Raw genomic sequence first — 16699 nt, 5'->3', positions numbered from 1 at the left:
AGACGCCTTCGCGAGCAAGCCCGCTCCCACACTTGATTTGTGAACGACACAGAACCAATGTGGGAGCGGGCTTGCTCGCGAAGGGGCCAGTTCAGTCACCATCAATCTGTGCCAATGCCACCCGCAACCTTGCCGCACTCGCCCGCGCGCAGCTCAACTGAACCTGCGCCAGCCCCAGCCAATCCGCCATCTGCCGCAGATTGACCGCCAACGCCAACATCCCCTCGTCATCCAGCCCCGTTTCTTCTTCATGCACCGCATGCACAGCCAAACGACCCGCCGCACGCTCGGCACGCAGATCGACCCGTGCGGCAATCCGTTCGTTGTGCAGAAACGGCAGCACGTAATAGCCGTAAACGCGCTTGTCCTGCGGCGTGTAGATTTCCAGCCGATAACGGAAATCAAACAGCCGCTCCGTACGGCTGCGCTCCCAGATCAGCGAATCGAACGGCGAGAGCAAGGCACTGGCCGCGACTTTGCGCGGCACCTTCGGCTCGGGCAGACAATAGGCCGGTTGTCGCCAGCCCTGCACTTCGCAGGTCAGCAATTGACCGGCCTCGACCAACTCGGCCAAACGTGGACGACTGTCCGCAGGGTTCAGGCGGAAATAGTCACGCAAATCCTTCTCCGTACCGACACCCAAGGCCGTTGCCGCATGCCGTAACAGGCCGCGCTGGGCGTCATCTTCATCCAGGATGGGCTGCGCAAGAACCGCCGAGGGAATCACCCGTTCCGGCAAATCGTAGAGCCTTTCGAACCCGCGCCGTCCGGCAACGGTCACTTCACCGGCAGCGAACAACCATTCCAGCGCATGCTTTTCCGCACTCCAGTCCCACCAGGGCCCGGCACGCTCCTGACGGGTCGACAGGCTTGCGGCACCCAGCGCGCCCTGCTGCTCGACCGATGCCAGCACGCGACGAATCGTGTCTTGCTGCTCACGCCCAAAACGCGCCAATTGCTGATAGATGTCTTCGCCACGGCTCGCTCGCTGCATGCGCCAACGCATCAGCGGGTATAGGGAAAGAGGTAACAACGAGGCTTCATGGCCCCAATACTCAAAGAGTGTTCGACGCCGGCCCTGGCTCCAGGCTGCCTGGTCGAGCAAGTCCGGGGAATAATGGCCGAGGCGGGAAAACAGCGGAAGGTAGTGCGAACGCACCAGTGCATTGACCGAATCGATCTGCAAAATGCCCAGCCGTTCGATCAGTCGGTTGAGCGCAACAGTCTTGATCGCCGCTGGCGACTGCCGCCCGTTGAACCCTTGGGCGGCCAGCGCCAGACGCCGAGCCTGTTTGAGGGTAAAGGACAATGTTGCGGGCATGGGCATCTCCTTGTCTGCTCGCAACCTACCTCACCGGTAAGGGGTTTGTGTAGCGTGGCATTCATCATTTATTGATCGGGTCATTTATGCATCGGGTCGCTCCAGAACGGTTTGATCGACTCGTTCTCCACATCCGCACGACTCATGCCGATGTCCTTGAGTGCTTCGTCGCTCAAGCTCGCCAGCAGTTCGCGCTCGCGATGCAGTTCGTACCAGCGGCCGACCTTGTGCAGCAGATCGGATATCAGATGAATCGAGTGTTTTTCCGCACCATGGAACTCATGTTGACCTTTCATCTTGTTGCCCTCCGTTTGGATGGCTCCAGTCTCGCGCCGGGTCTAAGATCAATCCAACGAATGTTTCTGATGTCACATATCTCGGAGATTGATGGATGTCGGCCTACCCGAGTATCGATACCGAAGTGTTGCGCACCTTCGTCGCCATCGCCGACCAGGGCGGCTTTACCCGCGCCGGCGAAATGGTCAACCGCACCCAGTCAGCCGTCAGCATGCAGATGAAACGACTGGAAGAAGATGTGCTGCAACGCCAGTTGTTCCAGCGCGACGGACGGCAGGTGCGGCTGACGGCCGAAGGCCAGGTGTTGCTGGGCTATGCGCGGCGGATCCTCAAGCTGCACAGCGAGGTCTTCAATACCCTGCGTGAGCCCGACATGGTCGGCACGGTGCGAATCGGTACGCCGGACGATTATGTGATGCGGTTTCTCCCGGGGATCCTGCGCCGGTTTGCCCAGTCCTATCCGCTGATCCAGATCGAAGTGCACTGCGAATCATCGAAACAGCTGTTGATGCGCCAGGACCTGGACCTGTCCATCGTGACCCGCGAACCGGGCAGCGAAATCGGCCAGTTGTTGCGCAAGGAACGTTTTGTCTGGGCCGAGGCGCAATGCTACAGCGCCCACGAACAGACGCCGCTGCCGCTGGCGATGTTCAACAGCGATTGCTTCTGCCGCCAGTGGGCCTGCAATGCCCTGGATGCCCAGGGGCGCGATTACCGGGTGGCGTACAACAGCGACAGCCTGTCGGCGATCATGGCCGTGGTCAGCGCCGGCCTGGCAGTGACCGCGCAGCTTGAAAGCCTGATCACCGCGGACATGCGCATTCTGGGTGAAGCCGAGGATCTGCCGCTGCTGCCCGAGGCCAGTATCATGCTCGTGCGCAACCTGCATAACCCGTCACCGATCACCGAGTGCCTGGCCGACCACATCATTGATGGCTTCAAACTTTAAAAGCGAGCGTCACCGCACAGAACACCAGGAACCCGCAAAACAGCCCGCGCAGCAGCCGCTCCGGCAAGGCGTGGGCAACCTTCACGCCCCAACTGATGCTCATCAGCCCCCCGACCGCCAAGGGTAAGCCAATCCCCCAGTTGACCTGATGGTGCACGGCATAAGTCACCAGCGTCACCCCCGTGCTCGGCAGGGCCAGCGCCAACGACAACCCCTGCGCAACCACCTGGCTGGTGCCGAACAGACTGGTCAGCACCGGTGTCGCCACCACCGCGCCCCCCACGCCGAACAACCCGCCCATCGTGCCTGATGCAGCGCCAAGCACGCCCAGCCAGGGCCATGAGTAGTTCATCCGTGACGCCGCCGAGGCGCTGGTGGCGAACATGCGAACGAAGTTGTACGCCGACAGTGCGATCAGAAACGCGACAAAACCTATGCGCATGGTTCGCGCATCGATGCCCACCGCCCAGATCGACCCGAGCCAGGCGAAGCAGAACCCCATGATGGCCAACGGTAACGCGTGTTGCCGCTCGATCCGGTTGCGCTGATGGTAGCGCCACAGCGCCAGCATCACGTTCGGCACGACCATCACCAATGCCGTGCCTTGGGCAATCTGCTGATCGAGCCCGAACAGCACGCCCAACAGCGGAATGGCAATCAGGCCACCGCCGATTCCGAACAAACCGCCAAGCGTGCCCAGTACGGCACCGAATACCAGGTACATCAGAAACTCAATCACGGCCAATTTCTCCTCACATCACGCCATTGATCCTACGCAGTTGCTTATGGCACGGAAACGCACAGCGACGCACAATGGCTGTGCCAAATTCGCACAAGCACAGACTTGCCATGAATCCCAACCAATTGACCGACCAACTGGCTTTATTCCTCGATGTACTGGAAACCGGCAGTTTTTCCGCTGCCTCGCGCCGTCATCCGATGACCCCTTCGGCCGTGGCACGGCGTATCGACAGCCTGGAAAACGCGGTCGGCAGTCAGCTGTTCATCCGCAGCACGCATGCGGTGCGAGCGACCCCGGCAGGATTGGCCTTCGCCGAGCGAGCACGGCGGATCGTCGCCGAGTTGCGCCTGGCCCGGGCCGAGGCGGTGTCCTTGAGCAGCGCGCCGGAAGGCCTGATTCGTATCGATGCGCCAGCAGCCTTTGGGCGCCGGCACCTGGCACCGGTGATTGCCGACTTCCTCATGCTCTATCCGGGACTCGATGTGCAACTGCACCTGATCGACAGTTTCGTCGACATGCAGGGCCAGAACCTCGGCAAGGTCGATCTGGTGCTGCGCGCCGGGCAATTGGCCGACACCCGGCTGGTGGCCACGCCACTGGCGAGCATGGTGCGTATTGCCTGCGCCAGCCCTGACTATTTGCGACGACGCGGCGTGCCGACCGATCCATCACAGCTGAATGAACACGACGGACTCGATTGGGATGGTCTGGCCCCGCCCTTCGCCTGGCGTTTCGAACGGGACGGGCAAATGCAGTTGCATCGGCCGGCACGGGTGCGCATGAGCGCCAACAATGCCGAGGCGCTGGTATGCGGCGCATTGGCCGGATTGGGTATCGCGCACCTGCCGACCTGGCTGGCCAGCGAGTACCTGTTGCGGGGTGAGTTGCTGCCGCTGTTCTGCGACAGCGGCCTGCCGCAACCGGAAAACACCGGCATCTATGCCTTGCGCCTGGAACAACAACCCAACCCCCGTAGCCGCTTGTTGCTGGAGTACCTGAAAACCCGCTTCAGCCCGGTTCCGCCCTGGGATCTGCTGTTGCAAACCCATTTGCAACGGCACTGATCAAAATTATCTGGCGCATTAAAGATTCGCCCGCTAGATTCCAATGATCACAGATCAAGGCTTCGACATGAGCACCGAGCGCAACACCCCGGACAACTGCGACAACCTGCTGCTGGATAATCAGGCCTGCTTCGCCCTGCACTCCACTTCGCTGATGATGACCAAGGTCTACAAGCCCTTGCTGCAAGCGCTGGGCCTGACCTACCCGCAATACCTGGCGATGATGGTGTTGTGGGAAAGGGACGGTTTGACGGTAGGCGAAATCAGCACGCGATTGCTGACCGACCCTGGATCCTTGACGCCGCTGCTCAAGCGCCTGGAAGCCGAAGGCCTGCTCAGCCGAACCCGCAGCCGCGAAGATGAACGCGTGGTGATCGTCGAGCTCACCGAACAGGGTCGGGCGTTGCGCGACAAGGCGCGTGATATTCCCCAATGCATCCTCGGCGCCAGCGGGATGACACTGGAGCGCCTGCAAAACCTGCAAGCGGAGCTGCAAGCGCTGCGTCGCCACCTGCAGGACAGCCTGTAATTTCAAAACCACGACTTATCCCCTGTGGGAGCGGGCTTGCTCGCGAAGGCGCCTTGTCATTCGAAATTTACATCGACTGACACACCGCCTTCGCGAGCAAGCCCGCTCCCACAGTTGCTTTGTGCGGTGCCATAGAACCGATTCCCCGCCACAAAAAGTCGCCTGTAAAACCTCCATCCGCTCTAATTCAATAGTTTCAGCCAACCTCGTTTAACCGCTCGTCGGCCCTGGCAAATTTATTTTGTTTTTTATCTTGCGCACTAAACATTAGCGCGATACATTCATTTCGCACTTACTTAGCGCGCAAACATTTAGCGCAAAAAAATCAAACCCTGAACGAGGCTTTCACCATGCAAACTCTCTACACCGCAATCGCAACTTCCACCGGTGGCCGTGACGGTCGTGCGGTTTCCAGCGACAACATCCTCGACGTCAAACTCGCCACGCCGAAAGAACTCGGCGGTGCCGGCGGCGCAGCCACCAATCCTGAGCAACTGTTCGCCGCCGGCTACTCCGCCTGCTTCATCGGTGCCCTGAAATTCGTTGCCAGCCAGACCAAGCGCAGCATCCCGAGCGACGCGTCGATCACCGCCCATGTCGGCATCGGCCAGATCCCTGGCGGTTTCGGCCTGGACATCGACCTGCACATCAGCCTGCCGGGTCTTGAACAAGCCGATGCCCAGACACTGGTCGACGCCGCCCACCAGGTCTGCCCGTACTCCAATGCCACCCGTGGCAACGTCGATGTGCGCCTGCACGTAACCGTCTAAGCGCTGACTACCCAGGCCCGAACAGGAAACGAACATGAACACTTTCAGCAAAGTCTTGACCGGTACCCTTCTCGCTCTGTCGATCAACGGTGCGTTCGCAAGTAATGGGGTTGAACACAACACCCAGGCGTTCCTCGATGCGCTGAATGCCGGTACCGGCAAGCCGCTTGAACAACTCAGCCCGAAAGACGCCCGCGCCGTGCTGACGGGCGCGCAGGCCGGGGTGAAACTGACACTGCCAAAAGCCGATGTCAGCCAGAAGACCATTCAAGTCGATGGCCAACCGCTGAACCTGACCATCGTCCGGCCGGCCGGGGTCAAGGGTGAGCTGCCCGTGTTCATGTTCTTCCACGGCGGCGGCTGGGTACTGGGGGACTTCCCGACCCACGAGCGGCTGGTGCGTGACCTGGTGACGGGTTCGGGGGCAGCGGCCGTGTTCGTGAACTACACGCCGTCGCCGGAAGCCCATTACCCGGTGGCGATCAACCAGGCTTACGCCGCGACAAAGTGGGTGGCCGAGCACGGTAAGGAGATCAACATCGATGGCAAGCGCCTGGCGGTAGCCGGCAACAGTGTCGGCGGCAACATGGCGGCCGTGGTTGCACTGATGGCCAAGGACAAGGGAACCCCGGCGATCAAGTTCCAGGCCTTGCTGTGGCCGGTGACGGATGCCAACTTCGAAACCGCCTCCTACAACCAGTTTGCCGAAGGGCACTTCCTCACCAGAAATGCGATGAAGTGGTTCTGGGACAACTACACCACCGACGCCAACCAGCGTAACGAGATCTACGCCTCACCTCTGCGCGCAACCACCGCCCAGTTGAAAGGCTTGCCACCAGCGCTGGTACAGACCGCGGGTGCTGACGTGTTGCGCGACGAAGGCGAAGCCTACGCCCGCAAACTCGATGAAGCCGGAGTGCCGGTGACCTCGGTGCGGTACAACGGCATGATCCACGACTACGGTTTGCTCAACGTGGTGAGCCAGGTGCCGGCGGTGCGTTCGGCGATGTTGCAGGCGTCTGAAGAGCTCAAGCAACACCTGAAATAAAACTGTGGGAGCGGGCTTGCTCGCGAAGGCGGCGTGTCAGTCGACATAAATATCGAATGGAAAGACGCCTTCGCGAGCAAGCCCGCTCCCACAGGGGGTCGTCGCTGAAGGTGAAATTCCAGGCACAAAAAAGCCCGACTCAATGGTCGGGCTTTTTCATTCCTCAAGCAGTGCTTATTTGGCACGGCCTTTGTAGGAACCGCCTTCGCGGGTATCGATCTCGATCATGTCGCCGATTTCGATGAAGTCAGCAACCGACAGCTCGGTACCGTTCTTCAGTTTGGCAGGCTTCATTACCTTGCCGGAAGTGTCGCCGCGAGCGGAACCTTCGGTGTAGTCAACCTGACGCACGATGGTGGTCGGCAGCTCTACGGAAACCAGACGGCCTTCGAAGAACACGGCTTCGCAAACGTCGGTCATGCCTTCTTCCACGAATGGCAGAACGCTTTCGATGTCTTCGGCGTTCAGCTCGTACATGGTGTAGTCGGTGGTGTCCATGAACGTGTAGGAGTCGCCGCTGATGAAGGACAGGGTCGCTTCCTTGCGGTCGAGGATCACGTCGTCCAGCTTGTCGTCCGCACCGTATACGGTTTCGGTCTTGTAGCCGGTCAGCAGGTTCTTCAGCTTGGTTTTCATGATCGCGCTGTTACGACCGGACTTGGTGAATTCAGCTTTCTGAACCAGCCAAGGATCGTTGTCGATACGGATCACGGTACCGGGTTTGAGTTCTTTACCAGTTTTCATTGCGAATATCCGAATTTGGATGGGATTTACAAAAATCTAGGCCGCGTATCATATCCAATTTCCATAAAACTGTACCAGCGCCGTGGCAAGATCGGCCTGCAAGGCCTGTTCCAGACACCACGCCTCGGCGTGTTTTTCCAGCTCTGGCCAGTGTTTACGGGTGGATTGCCAGTGGTCGGGCATTTTTTCACCGGCGTTCCAGGCCCGCCAGAGACCGCTGATCGCCTCCCGTGCAGGGTCTGATAGCCCCTTCACATAGAGTTCGAGGAAGGCATCGAGCTTGTCCAGATGGATATCTTCTTCCTGCCGGTAGATGTGCCAGAGAAATGGCCGGCCCGCCCATTGAGCGCGCACAAAGGAATCTTCGCCACGCACGGCATTGAAATCGCAGCACCACAGCAAGCTGTCGTATTGGTCCTGGCGGACGAATGGCAGCACTTGCACGGTCAAGGCGTCACGCACATGCACGGCACCGGCCGCCAGCCCCTGCACACCGAGCCAACGCTCGACGTCGCCGAGAATCCGCCCTTCCGGCACCAGCAGATGAGTGGCCGTCGAATCGCCAGCCATCGCATCGAGCCAACTGGCCAACCCGGTGTTTTCGTAGGCAAACAATGAGATCAACTGTGCACCGGGTGCAGGATCAATCCCTAAACCGTGCAGGAATTCTCTTTGAGCTTGCGGGTCCTGCTGAAATTGCCGACGACGCTCAAGCAATCCGCGCTCTCGCAACAATCCGCCAGTGCCCTTCTGGAAACCCGGGAAGAAAAAGAACTTCTGTACGTTCTTGTATTTCACCGAGGGCAAACCGTGACAGCCGATCACCCAGTCCTCGGCACTCAGGTAGTCGAGGTTCATCCACAGCGGAGTCTTTTCCCGTTCGACCATGGCATCCATATAGGCGCTCGGCAATTGGCAGGCGAATGCAGCAATCACCACATCGGCGGCTTCAGTCCGTTGCCACTCGGCTGGCCATTGGCGCACTTCGACGCCTTGCTGCCATTGCTGTGCAGCGTGGATGTCGATTGGCGGACACAGGCGCTCGAACGCTCGCAGATCATCGACCCATAGACGCACCGCCAGCCCATGTTCGGCCACCAGTTGCCGGGCCAGTCGCCAGGTCACGCCGATGTCGCCGAAGTTGTCGACCACGGTACAAAAAATATCCCAGCGGGTGTTCAGTTCAGGCATTCCAGGCTCCCGTTGGCAAAGGCGCCGATTGTCCGCATAAATTACCCCGTGCAGAAGAGCCGACGACGATTATTCTTCATGCGACAATCGCCACTCGCCAGTGACCTTTCGCCAGGAAGCAACCATGCCCCACCGCCCCGCTCCGCGCCGATCCTTCCCGATCAGCCTCAATGCCCTGCAACTGACCGGCAGCATCGCCCTCGGCATGTGGCTGGGATTCATTGCCATTGTGCTGACCTGCTGGCTCGCTTCACGCCTGCTTTTCAGCGAACAATTGGCACCTGTAGCAGCAGCTGTGGAGCAATTGGCCAAGCCACCGGTGGTGACTCAACCGGTGCCGGACATCCCGCCACAAAGTCCGCTGTTCGAGCAATATGAAGAAAACCTGCGCAAGAACGAGCAGGCACAACGGCTCGATCAGGCACGCGGCAGCACTCGCAACCTGGCCAACCCGAACTGTCAGTTCTGGCTGCAACAGGACCGGACTGCACCCAGCGAAAAAAGTCGCGCCAACGTCCTGCAATTCTGCGATTGATCATGAATAAGCACACCGTCCACCAACTGATTCTCGACAAACTGCAGATCGATCTCGACATCGCCGAACGGGCCGCGCAAACCGCCTACGAAACGGCGACCCACGAAGAAAACATCGCCGAAAACAAATACGACACCCTGGGGCTCGAGGCGTCCTATCTCGCGGCCGGGCAAGCCAAAAGGGTCGAGGAAATCCGCCAGTCACTGAGCCTCTGCCAGAGCCTGGCCCTGCGCCCGTATGACGAACAGCGGGGCATCGAAGTCGGCGCGCTGCTCGGGCTCGAAGACGGAAAGGGGCGCGAACAATGGCTGTTCCTCGCCCCTGATGCAGCCGGGTTGAAAGTTGACCTGGTGGGGCAACTGATCACCGTCATCACCCCGCGCTCACCGCTGGGCAAAAGCCTGCTGGGCAAGTTCGAGGGCGACGAGGTGGAAATTACGGTGGCGGGCGCTCGGCAACAGTTCGCTGTCACCGAGGTCGTTTAAACGGGCTTAATGGACTGGCAGTTCGACACCTTCGAACAGCTCTTCCAGTTCCTGCTTGTTGTGGCATTGAATGGCCTTGGCCATGACTTCACGGGTCAGGTGCGGCGCGAACTTCTCGATGAAGTCGCACATGAAACCACGCAGGAAGGTGCCGCGACGGAAGCCGATCTTGGTCACGCTGGACTCGAACAGTTCGCTGGCATCAAGTACGACCAGGTCGCTGTCGAGTTTGGTATCGACGGCCATTTTCGCCACGATGCCCACGCCCAGACCCAGGCGAACATAGGTCTTGATCACGTCGGCGTCGGCGGCGGTGAACACAACTTTCGGCGTCAGTCCTCGATGGCTGAACGCTTCGTCGAGTTTCGAACGGCCGGTAAAACCGAACACGTAGGTCACGATCGGGTATTCGGCCAGCGCTTCGAGGGTCAGTTTCGACAGTTTGGTCAGCGGGTGCCCCTGAGGCACGACCACGCAGCGGTTCCAGCGGTAGCACGGCATCATCACCAGATCACCGAACAGTTCGAGCGCTTCGGTGGCAATGGCGAAATCCACGGTGCCGTCAGCGGCCATCTCGGCGATTTGCATCGGCGATCCCTGGTGCATATGCAGGGCAACGTCCGGGTATTGCTTGATGAAATTGCTGATCACCGGCGGCAACGCATAACGCGCCTGGGTGTGAGTGGTGGCAATCGACAGGGTGCCTTTCTTCTCGTTGGAGAATTCCTGGGCGATCTGCTTGATGCTTTCAACCTTGCGCAGAATCTCGCCAGCGGTGGTGATGATGCGCTCACCGGCCGGGGTGACCCGGGTCAGGTGCTTGCCGCTGCGGGCAAAGACTTCGACGCCCAGTTCATCTTCCAGCAGACGGATCTGTTTGCTGATGCCCGGTTGAGAGGTGTAAAGGCTTTGGGCTGTAGCGGAAACGTTGAGGTCGTGGTGCGCCACTTCCCAGATGTAGCGCAATTGTTGAAGCTTCATATGAATCCCTCAAAGCAGGTAGACGCCACGGGCATCAGCGACGATATATAACTATATTAATGGCTCGAAGAATAAATCTAGAACTTTTTTATCAGATTGCCATTATTCGTGTCCTAGCGGTCCCCTTGACGACGACGTTGCACCAGCGGCACCAGATAGACCGGTACCTTGGACAGTTGCAACACACGGGCGGCGGTGCGGCCCAAAGGCGTTTCCGCACCCGCACCGTGGCTGTGACTTCCTACGATCAACAAATCCACGGAGAGTTTCTGCGCCTGGTCCAGAATCACCTGCGATGGGTCGCCCTGCAGCACCCTGACTGCCTGAATCCGCTCCAGGTCGTGCTCCCCTTCATCCCCCAACTCCTCACGAAAACTGTCGAGCACCCGCTGCTCGATACTGGCAATCACCGTATTCAGACCCTGGCTGTGAAACTCGTTCAGCGCCTGTTCATCGAGATAACTTTGCAGCACCGATTCGGCAAACAACCCCATGGGCTCAACCGCATGCACGACGTACAAATTGGCATTGAAGGTCCGGGCCAGCTCCAGGGCATGCTGCATCACCACGGGCGCGTACAGGCCAAGGTCAGTGGCGTACAGCATCGAACGAATCATATGACCTCCTCGACTGCCGACATGGCGGACATTTGATTCAGCTTAGCAGCGCCTTGGCGACTACGACGTCCGGCGCAACACATTGAACGGCGGGCTTAAACCTTTTGCTCGTTGCTTATGCCGTGGGGCACATGACCGGTGGCGACGACCTCACGGGCCAGCTCGCAGTGGCCGGCCTGATCGTCGAAAAACACATCGGCGGCGAAGGCTTCGAGAAAGGCGGACTTGGTCAGGCCGCCGAGGAACAGCGATTCGTCGAGACGGATGTCCCACTCGCGCAATGTGCGAATCACCCGCTCATGGGCGGGCGCCGATCGCGCCGTGACCAGCGCGGTACGGATCGGACAGGCGTCCTCCGGGAACTCACGCTGCAACAGGTTCAGGGCCGCGAGAAAGCCCTTGAACGGCCCACCGCGCAAAGGCTCGCGAGCGGCCTCACGCTCGCTGGCCTGGAACGCCTCCAGACCACCGGCCTGATAAATGCGCTCCGACTCATCGGAAAACAGCACCGCGTCTCCGTCGAAGGCAATGCGCAGCTCGTCGCTGGCCGCACGGCTGGCACCGCCAGACAGAATGGTCGCCGCGGCGAATCCGGCGTCCAGGGCACTGCGTACGTCTTCGGCGTGGGTCGAGAGAAACAGATCGCAGCCAAAGGCCTTGAGGTAGGGATACGGACTACGTCCGCCGACGAATGCCGCACGGGAAATCGCCAGCCCGTAGTGGTCGATCGAATTGAATACCCGCAGCCCGGTGTCGGCGCTGTTGCGCGACACCAGAATCACTTCGACCCGGGCGCGGCCCAGGCTATTGTTGAGGTTCAGGAGTTTCTGCACCAACGGAAAAGCATCGCCGGGCTCAAGGATTTCGTCTTCGTGTTCGATCTGATACTGCCGGTAGGCTTCGACGCCGCTCGACAGATAGACCTTGTGGCTTTCGCTCAAATCAAACAGCGCCCGCGAAGAAATCGCCAGCACCAGCTTGTCGTCAATTGCCTTTGGCATGCCCTTCCCCCTCAGGTCGGTCGACTCAGGTGTTGCGTCGATCAATGAAACTCAAGCTGCGATACAAGGCCTCGATGCGCGGCATTTCACATCCCGCGGCCCGGGCGGCCGACAGTGGTCGGGCGTAGATCGCCGCCAATTCGAGCGGCCGCTTGTGCAGGAAATCGTGGTACATGCTCGGCCAGTAGTCGGGCATTTTTTCGGTCACCATGAACAGGTGCTCGGCATACCCTGGCGGTACGTCGTGCCCGCAGGCAATTGCGCCTTGCACCACTTCAGCCATCAGCGCCTTGATCAGTTCGCGACTGTCGGCATCGGCCATCAACGGTGTGGTGCTCGCCCCGAGCAAAACCGAGAGACCGTTGTAAGGGATATTCCAGACCAGTTTTTGCCAGCGCGCCTGGTGCAAGTTCGCCATGGCCTGGGAATCGAGGCCGGCGCTGCGGAACAGGCCGACGCCCTCCTCGACTATCGCAGTGCGTGTCGGCCCATCGGCGGGACCGCTGTGATAACCCACGTGCACCGCGCCCAGCGCCTGATGGGTGATGACGCCCGGGGCCTCGCGATGGACGCAGATGTAGCAAAGTCCGCCGAGCACATGCAGCGAATCGGGGAGCAGCTCGCGCAGGCTGTCCTCCACGTCCAGGCCATTTTGCAACAGCAGCACCTTGGCATCCGGTGCCGCCGCCTGCAGGATGGCCGGTGCCAGATCTGCGTTGCTGGTGGTTTTCGCGCCTACCAGCAGCCAGTCGCAGGGCGGCATGTCTTCAGCCTTCGAGTAAGCCTGTACCGGGTTCAGTTTCAGCGCACCGTGGGGTGCGCTATCGACTTGCAACCCGTGCTCGGCCACGGCGAAAAACTCGCTGCGCAGCAGAAAATGCACATCAAAACCGGCACGCGCCAGCATCACCCCGTAGAACCCGCCGATTGCGCCGGTCCCGATAATGCCGATTGTCGGCCTGGCAACTGTCCCCTTCATGGCAACTCCTCTGCTGTTCGACTCAACGCCTGGCGCACGGCTCGATTGAGCTCTGTGTCGGTCAGGCGCGATTTCAGTGCTCCGAAGAACTCGCCGTCGCGCACGACAAACAGCGCCGGCAAATGAAAGACCTGATAACGCTCGACCACCCCGCCGTTATTGCCGGCATCGATCCAGCACAGTCGATCGACGGCCAGATCGAGTGCCGGCAATTGTTCGCGGGCAAAACGGCAGCCGGCGCAGCCGACACTGGTGAAAATGACCAGCGAAACACCGCTCATCGCCAGCAGCCGTTGGTCGGCGTCAAAATCGGTCAGTTCCAATTCGACCACTATACTGGGGAGAACAATGTCAGATGGCCGACACATGGAGTCTGTGTTCATGGGACGATTCATTCCTCACCCTGACGATGTGCCTGTCGAATTAACCTTGCTCAAACCTGAGTGTATTTCGCGACGGCAGCTGCACACTATCAGCCTCGGGGGCATGGCTTGCAATTATCACCGCGCGTGGCGCTACGGCACGGCACTGGAAGTACGCATGCCGACCGTGAACCCGGACATGCGCTACCTGGGCTATGTCGCCTGGTGCCTGCGGCGCAAACGCGGTTATCTGGTGGGCATCGCCTTCGTCGACGAACAAACGCTGTTCAGCGCCCGAATGGGTGAGCAGGTGTGCCAGATCGAACGCTACTGCCGCCTGCATGAGTCCCACGAAGACTTGCAGGATGTTCAGGCCCTGGCGCTCGAATGGGTCCAGGAGCATGCCGACGAGTTCTCGCACGAATCGGTGCGCAAGGCTTTTGCGCAACCTGTGCCGGAATAGGGGCGTACTTGATCGGTTTGGCCCTCACGGCAGGGAAACTGACTGCGAAAGCCCACCAAACCGGCGTCTGCCCATTGTCGAGCCACGGTGTAACGCGCTAAGGTTCAGCTCCCCGACGCGCTTAATTTGCTGTGCTCCGCCGCGCGGGTTCGCTGGCGGCCGGCACCCGTGACCTGACGAGTAAACGATGGCTGATTTACCGATCAACGACCTAAACGTCGCCTCCAACGAGACGCTGATCACTCCCGATCAGCTCAAGCGCGATATTCCCCTGAGCGACGCCGCACTGCGCACCGTCACCAAGGGCCGCGAAGTCATTCGCAACATCCTGGATGGCACCGACCACCGCCTGTTCGTCGTCATCGGGCCTTGCTCGATCCACGACATCAAGGCCGCCCACGAATATGCCGAGCGCCTGAAGGTTCTCGCAGCCGAAGTGTCCGATACCCTGTATCTGGTCATGCGCGTGTATTTCGAGAAGCCACGTACCACCGTCGGCTGGAAAGGCTTGATCAACGACCCGTACCTGGACGACTCGTTCAAGATCCAGGATGGCTTGCACATCGGTCGCCAGTTGCTGCTGGACCTGGCCGAAAAAGGCCTGCCAACCGCCACCGAAGCCCTCGACCCGATCTCCCCGCAGTACCTGCAGGACCTGATCAGCTGGTCGGCCATCGGCGCGCGCACCACCGAATCCCAGACTCACCGTGAAATGGCGTCCGGCCTGTCCTCGGCCGTCGGCTTCAAGAACGGTACCGACGGCGGCCTGACCGTGGCCATCAACGCCCTGCAGTCGGTTTCCAGCCCGCACCGCTTCCTGGGCATCAACCAGGAAGGTGGCGTCTCCATCGTGACGACCAAGGGCAATGCCTACGGTCACGTGGTGCTGCGCGGCGGCAACGGCAAGCCGAACTACGATTCGGTCAGCGTTGCGCTTTGCGAGCAGGCGCTGAACAAGGCGAAGATCAAGCCCAACATCATGGTCGATTGCAGCCACGCCAACTCCAACAAGGATCCGGCCCTGCAACCGCTGGTGATGGAAAACGTCGCCAACCAGATCCTCGAGGGCAACAAGTCGATCATCGGCCTGATGGTTGAAAGCCACCTGAACTGGGGCGCCCAGGCGATCCCGAAAGACCTCGCCGACCTGCAGTACGGCGTGTCGATCACCGACGCCTGCATCGACTGGACCGCGACCGAAAACACCTTGCGCAGCATGCATGCCAAGCTCAAGGATGTGCTGCCTAAACGCGATCGCAGCTGATCGCCTGACGGCCTGTTCAAAAAGCGCACACAAAAAAACGCCGGGTAGAACCCGGCGTTTTTTTATGCATTCGTTTGACTGAAAGTCACTGACTCAGCTTGGCCGCATGCCGCTGGTGACGCTCCATGTAGCGCTCGACGTAGGAGCACGATGGAATGACGGTGTAGCCCATTTCGTCAGCGTACTCCAGCGCCTTCTCGGTCAAGGCTGCCGCAATACCGCGACCACGCAATGCGTTGGGCACGAAGGTGCGATAGATATCCAGGGTCTGTTTCCCCAGATCCATATAGGTCAGATAGGCACGATGACCGTCCACATTGGTCTCGAACTGATGACCAGCCTGGTCATGGTGGATGGACAACGCCTCGCTCATCACTACTCCTCGCGGGTCTGGAATTCCGACCCCTACCTTACCGATGTTTTTCCGGCGAAGGAACATCTACGCCACCCCGTGCCTGAATGGACACCGAGAAGAACTGCACCGATCTCGCGCTACCGAGCACGTACAAATAGTAGGCACCATTGGCAGAAATGCTCAAGGTGCGCTCGTCATCATGCCGGTTGGCGGGTGCTGCTCCGTAATCACGCAGGAATGGCTCGACCGAAGGTCACTCCGGGTCGATAGCCTGAACATTGCCGGATGTTGAGACTTAAGACGAGCGTCCGTTGTTAAAGTCACCTGAACATCGAGAAAGATAGTGAGAGGCGCCACGCAAAAGCCGAACAAAAGTGTAGACGAATCCATATAGGCGGACTTTAGCCAGCCGGGGAAAAAGAGCGCTGTGCCGAAGGAACTTTTTCTCGGCAGTTCGCTCAGCCACGGGCCTTGCAGCTGGATATTTTTTAAACAATTCAGTTAAAAGTTGCTCGAAAAAGAATCAACGCCTACAATTTTTTTTGCTTCTTGCTTCACGTCAGTTTTACTTACTACAAGTAATGGGTAGTATGTACGCCGGCTATTTCCTCAATCGGAGGAGATAGCTACTTAATAGAAAGTCCTTGAAGGGGAACACGATGAACAACGTTCTGAAATTCTCTGCTCTGGCTCTGGCCGCAGTTCTGGCTACCGGTTGCAGCAGCGCATCGAAAGAAACCGAAGCACGTCTGACCGCTACTGAAGACGCAGCTGCTCGCTCCCAGGCTCGTGCAGACGAAGCTTACCGTAAAGCTGATGAAGCTCTGGCTGCTGCTCAAAAAGCACAACAGACTGCTGACGAAGCTAACGAGCGTGCTCTGCGCATGCTGGACAAAGCTAGCCGCAAGTAATAATCCCTCGGGATTGTTATCAAGCCGACCCATTTTTTGGGTCGGCTTTTTTATTGCCCGGCGTTTCTCCAGGCAATAAAAAACCCGTCGA

At 59.4% G+C, this 16699-nt stretch carries 21 protein-coding genes; 10 read left to right on the top strand and 11 right to left on the bottom strand.

All coding sequences use genetic code 11. The annotated features are described in order from the left end of the window. Positions 1–91: 91 nt before the first annotated feature. Positions 92–1321 carry a winged helix-turn-helix domain-containing protein gene (locus tag BSF40_RS19955; RefSeq protein WP_095966407.1) on the bottom strand — a complete coding sequence of 410 codons (1230 nt, stop codon included), beginning with the start codon at positions 1319–1321 and terminating at the stop codon, positions 92–94. 80 nt (positions 1322–1401) lie between these two features. Continuing rightward, entirely contained in the window at positions 1402–1617 is a 216-nt protein-coding gene (locus BSF40_RS19950; RefSeq protein ID WP_007973532.1) for a DUF1127 domain-containing protein, read from the bottom strand. Positions 1618–1712: 95 nt separating this feature from the next. On the opposite strand from BSF40_RS19950, the gene BSF40_RS19945 reads away from it, so the two are divergent. Then, on the top strand, positions 1713–2567 hold the full coding sequence (locus BSF40_RS19945; RefSeq protein WP_095966406.1) for a LysR substrate-binding domain-containing protein: 855 nt from the start codon (positions 1713–1715) through the stop codon (positions 2565–2567). Here the strand turns inward: BSF40_RS19945 and BSF40_RS19940 are convergent. Then, a complete protein-coding gene (locus BSF40_RS19940) occupies positions 2557–3306 on the bottom strand; it encodes a sulfite exporter TauE/SafE family protein (RefSeq protein ID WP_095966405.1) in 750 nt (249 codons plus the stop codon). The genes BSF40_RS19945 and BSF40_RS19940 overlap by 11 nt on opposite strands. Before the next feature lie 110 nt (positions 3307–3416). Here BSF40_RS19940 and BSF40_RS19935 point away from each other — a divergent pair, with 110 nt between their 5' ends. From BSF40_RS19935 to BSF40_RS19920, 4 genes are all read left to right on the top strand, one after another. Further along, positions 3417–4373, top strand: coding sequence for a LysR family transcriptional regulator (locus BSF40_RS19935; protein WP_095966404.1), 957 nt, complete (start codon positions 3417–3419; stop codon positions 4371–4373). 67 nt (positions 4374–4440) lie between these two features. Continuing rightward, positions 4441–4902, top strand: a complete 462-nt coding sequence (locus tag BSF40_RS19930; protein WP_095966427.1) for a MarR family winged helix-turn-helix transcriptional regulator — start codon at positions 4441–4443, stop codon at positions 4900–4902. 350 nt (positions 4903–5252) lie between these two features. Then, entirely contained in the window at positions 5253–5672 is a 420-nt protein-coding gene (locus BSF40_RS19925) for an organic hydroperoxide resistance protein (RefSeq protein WP_095966403.1), read from the top strand. Positions 5673–5706: 34 nt separating this feature from the next. Then, positions 5707–6720 (top strand): alpha/beta hydrolase, encoded by a 1014-nt coding sequence (locus BSF40_RS19920; protein WP_095966402.1) that lies wholly within the window; start codon positions 5707–5709, stop codon positions 6718–6720. A 174-nt stretch (positions 6721–6894) separates the two neighbouring features. Here BSF40_RS19920 and BSF40_RS19915 read toward each other — a convergent pair whose 3' ends face one another. Both BSF40_RS19915 and earP read right to left on the bottom strand, forming a co-directional pair. Further along, on the bottom strand, positions 6895–7464 hold the full coding sequence (locus tag BSF40_RS19915; protein WP_007955690.1) for an elongation factor P: 570 nt from the start codon (positions 7462–7464) through the stop codon (positions 6895–6897). 48 nt (positions 7465–7512) lie between these two features. Next, positions 7513–8655, bottom strand: a complete 1143-nt coding sequence (gene earP / locus BSF40_RS19910) for an elongation factor P maturation arginine rhamnosyltransferase EarP (protein ID WP_095966401.1) — start codon at positions 8653–8655, stop codon at positions 7513–7515. 124 nt (positions 8656–8779) lie between these two features. Between earP and BSF40_RS19905 the strand changes: the two genes are divergently transcribed. Beyond that, positions 8780–9190, top strand: a complete 411-nt coding sequence (locus tag BSF40_RS19905) for a hypothetical protein (protein ID WP_095966400.1) — start codon at positions 8780–8782, stop codon at positions 9188–9190. Between the two features lie 2 nt (positions 9191–9192). Next, positions 9193–9675, top strand: a complete 483-nt coding sequence (locus BSF40_RS19900) for a GreA/GreB family elongation factor (RefSeq protein ID WP_095966399.1) — start codon at positions 9193–9195, stop codon at positions 9673–9675. 6 nt (positions 9676–9681) lie between these two features. On the opposite strand, the gene cysB is transcribed toward BSF40_RS19900, so the two are convergent. The 5 genes from cysB to BSF40_RS19875 form a co-directional block, all read right to left on the bottom strand. Beyond that, positions 9682–10656: an HTH-type transcriptional regulator CysB gene (gene cysB / locus BSF40_RS19895; RefSeq protein ID WP_015094029.1), complete on the bottom strand. Its 975-nt coding sequence runs from the start codon at positions 10654–10656 to the stop codon at positions 9682–9684. Between the two features lie 113 nt (positions 10657–10769). Then, complete coding sequence (locus tag BSF40_RS19890) at positions 10770–11273, bottom strand: universal stress protein (protein WP_007973551.1); 504 nt, start codon at positions 11271–11273, stop codon at positions 10770–10772. A 95-nt stretch (positions 11274–11368) separates the two neighbouring features. Continuing rightward, the gene (locus BSF40_RS19885; RefSeq protein ID WP_095966398.1) at positions 11369–12274 is read right to left on the bottom strand and encodes a 5'-nucleotidase; all 906 of its coding nucleotides are present in this window, start codon (positions 12272–12274) and stop codon (positions 11369–11371) included. Positions 12275–12299: 25 nt separating this feature from the next. Then, a complete protein-coding gene (locus BSF40_RS19880) occupies positions 12300–13253 on the bottom strand; it encodes a putative 2-dehydropantoate 2-reductase (RefSeq protein WP_095966397.1) in 954 nt (317 codons plus the stop codon). After that, complete coding sequence (locus tag BSF40_RS19875) at positions 13250–13636, bottom strand: co-chaperone YbbN (protein ID WP_095966396.1); 387 nt, start codon at positions 13634–13636, stop codon at positions 13250–13252. The genes BSF40_RS19880 and BSF40_RS19875 overlap by 4 nt, the downstream gene beginning before the upstream one ends. On the opposite strand from BSF40_RS19875, the gene BSF40_RS19870 reads away from it, so the two are divergent. Together BSF40_RS19870 and BSF40_RS19865 are read left to right on the top strand one after the other, a co-directional pair. Further along, complete coding sequence (locus BSF40_RS19870; RefSeq protein WP_007973560.1) at positions 13635–14078, top strand: PilZ domain-containing protein; 444 nt, start codon at positions 13635–13637, stop codon at positions 14076–14078. The two genes, BSF40_RS19875 and BSF40_RS19870, sit on opposite strands and share 2 nt — an antisense overlap. A 187-nt stretch (positions 14079–14265) precedes the next feature. Next, entirely contained in the window at positions 14266–15342 is a 1077-nt protein-coding gene (locus tag BSF40_RS19865; RefSeq protein ID WP_007973561.1) for a 3-deoxy-7-phosphoheptulonate synthase, read from the top strand. A gap of 85 nt (positions 15343–15427) precedes the next feature. On the opposite strand, the gene BSF40_RS19860 is transcribed toward BSF40_RS19865, so the two are convergent. Beyond that, positions 15428–15715 (bottom strand): GNAT family N-acetyltransferase, encoded by a 288-nt coding sequence (locus tag BSF40_RS19860; protein WP_007973562.1) that lies wholly within the window; start codon positions 15713–15715, stop codon positions 15428–15430. Positions 15716–16356: 641 nt separating this feature from the next. Here BSF40_RS19860 and oprI point away from each other — a divergent pair. Continuing rightward, on the top strand, positions 16357–16608 hold the full coding sequence (oprI, locus tag BSF40_RS19855; protein ID WP_003199355.1) for an outer membrane lipoprotei OprI: 252 nt from the start codon (positions 16357–16359) through the stop codon (positions 16606–16608). Positions 16609–16699 lie beyond the last annotated feature (91 nt).

It is taken from the genome of Pseudomonas sp. ACN5 (assembly GCF_002303975.1).
Lineage (GTDB): Bacteria > Pseudomonadota > Gammaproteobacteria > Pseudomonadales > Pseudomonadaceae > Aquipseudomonas > Aquipseudomonas laurylsulfatiphila.
This window is presented reverse-complemented; position numbering and strand designations above follow the sequence as displayed.

Bases quoted from the DNA above. Each gene is read 5' to 3' on its own strand.
- BSF40_RS19945 (WP_095966406.1), top strand. From the start codon at position 1,713: ATGTCGGCCTACCCGAGTATCGATACCGAAGTGTTGCGCACCTTCGTC.
- BSF40_RS19935 (WP_095966404.1), top strand. From the start codon at position 3,417: ATGAATCCCAACCAATTGACCGACCAACTGGCTTTATTCCTCGATGTA.
- BSF40_RS19890 (WP_007973551.1), bottom strand. From the start codon at position 11,273: ATGATTCGTTCGATGCTGTACGCCACTGACCTTGGCCTGTACGCGCCC.
- BSF40_RS19930 (WP_095966427.1), top strand. From the start codon at position 4,441: ATGAGCACCGAGCGCAACACCCCGGACAACTGCGACAACCTGCTGCTG.
- BSF40_RS19870 (WP_007973560.1), top strand. From the start codon at position 13,635: ATGGGACGATTCATTCCTCACCCTGACGATGTGCCTGTCGAATTAACC.
- BSF40_RS19925 (WP_095966403.1), top strand. From the start codon at position 5,253: ATGCAAACTCTCTACACCGCAATCGCAACTTCCACCGGTGGCCGTGAC.
- BSF40_RS19875 (WP_095966396.1), bottom strand. From the start codon at position 13,636: ATGAACACAGACTCCATGTGTCGGCCATCTGACATTGTTCTCCCCAGT.
- BSF40_RS19955 (WP_095966407.1), bottom strand. From the start codon at position 1,321: ATGCCCGCAACATTGTCCTTTACCCTCAAACAGGCTCGGCGTCTGGCG.
- BSF40_RS19950 (WP_007973532.1), bottom strand. From the start codon at position 1,617: ATGAAAGGTCAACATGAGTTCCATGGTGCGGAAAAACACTCGATTCAT.
- oprI (WP_003199355.1), top strand. From the start codon at position 16,357: ATGAACAACGTTCTGAAATTCTCTGCTCTGGCTCTGGCCGCAGTTCTG.
- BSF40_RS19865 (WP_007973561.1), top strand. From the start codon at position 14,266: ATGGCTGATTTACCGATCAACGACCTAAACGTCGCCTCCAACGAGACG.
- BSF40_RS19880 (WP_095966397.1), bottom strand. From the start codon at position 13,253: ATGAAGGGGACAGTTGCCAGGCCGACAATCGGCATTATCGGGACCGGC.
- BSF40_RS19920 (WP_095966402.1), top strand. From the start codon at position 5,707: ATGAACACTTTCAGCAAAGTCTTGACCGGTACCCTTCTCGCTCTGTCG.
- BSF40_RS19905 (WP_095966400.1), top strand. From the start codon at position 8,780: ATGCCCCACCGCCCCGCTCCGCGCCGATCCTTCCCGATCAGCCTCAAT.
- BSF40_RS19885 (WP_095966398.1), bottom strand. From the start codon at position 12,274: ATGCCAAAGGCAATTGACGACAAGCTGGTGCTGGCGATTTCTTCGCGG.
- BSF40_RS19860 (WP_007973562.1), bottom strand. From the start codon at position 15,715: ATGAGCGAGGCGTTGTCCATCCACCATGACCAGGCTGGTCATCAGTTC.
- earP (WP_095966401.1), bottom strand. From the start codon at position 8,655: ATGCCTGAACTGAACACCCGCTGGGATATTTTTTGTACCGTGGTCGAC.
- BSF40_RS19915 (WP_007955690.1), bottom strand. From the start codon at position 7,464: ATGAAAACTGGTAAAGAACTCAAACCCGGTACCGTGATCCGTATCGAC.
- cysB (WP_015094029.1), bottom strand. From the start codon at position 10,656: ATGAAGCTTCAACAATTGCGCTACATCTGGGAAGTGGCGCACCACGAC.
- BSF40_RS19900 (WP_095966399.1), top strand. From the start codon at position 9,193: ATGAATAAGCACACCGTCCACCAACTGATTCTCGACAAACTGCAGATC.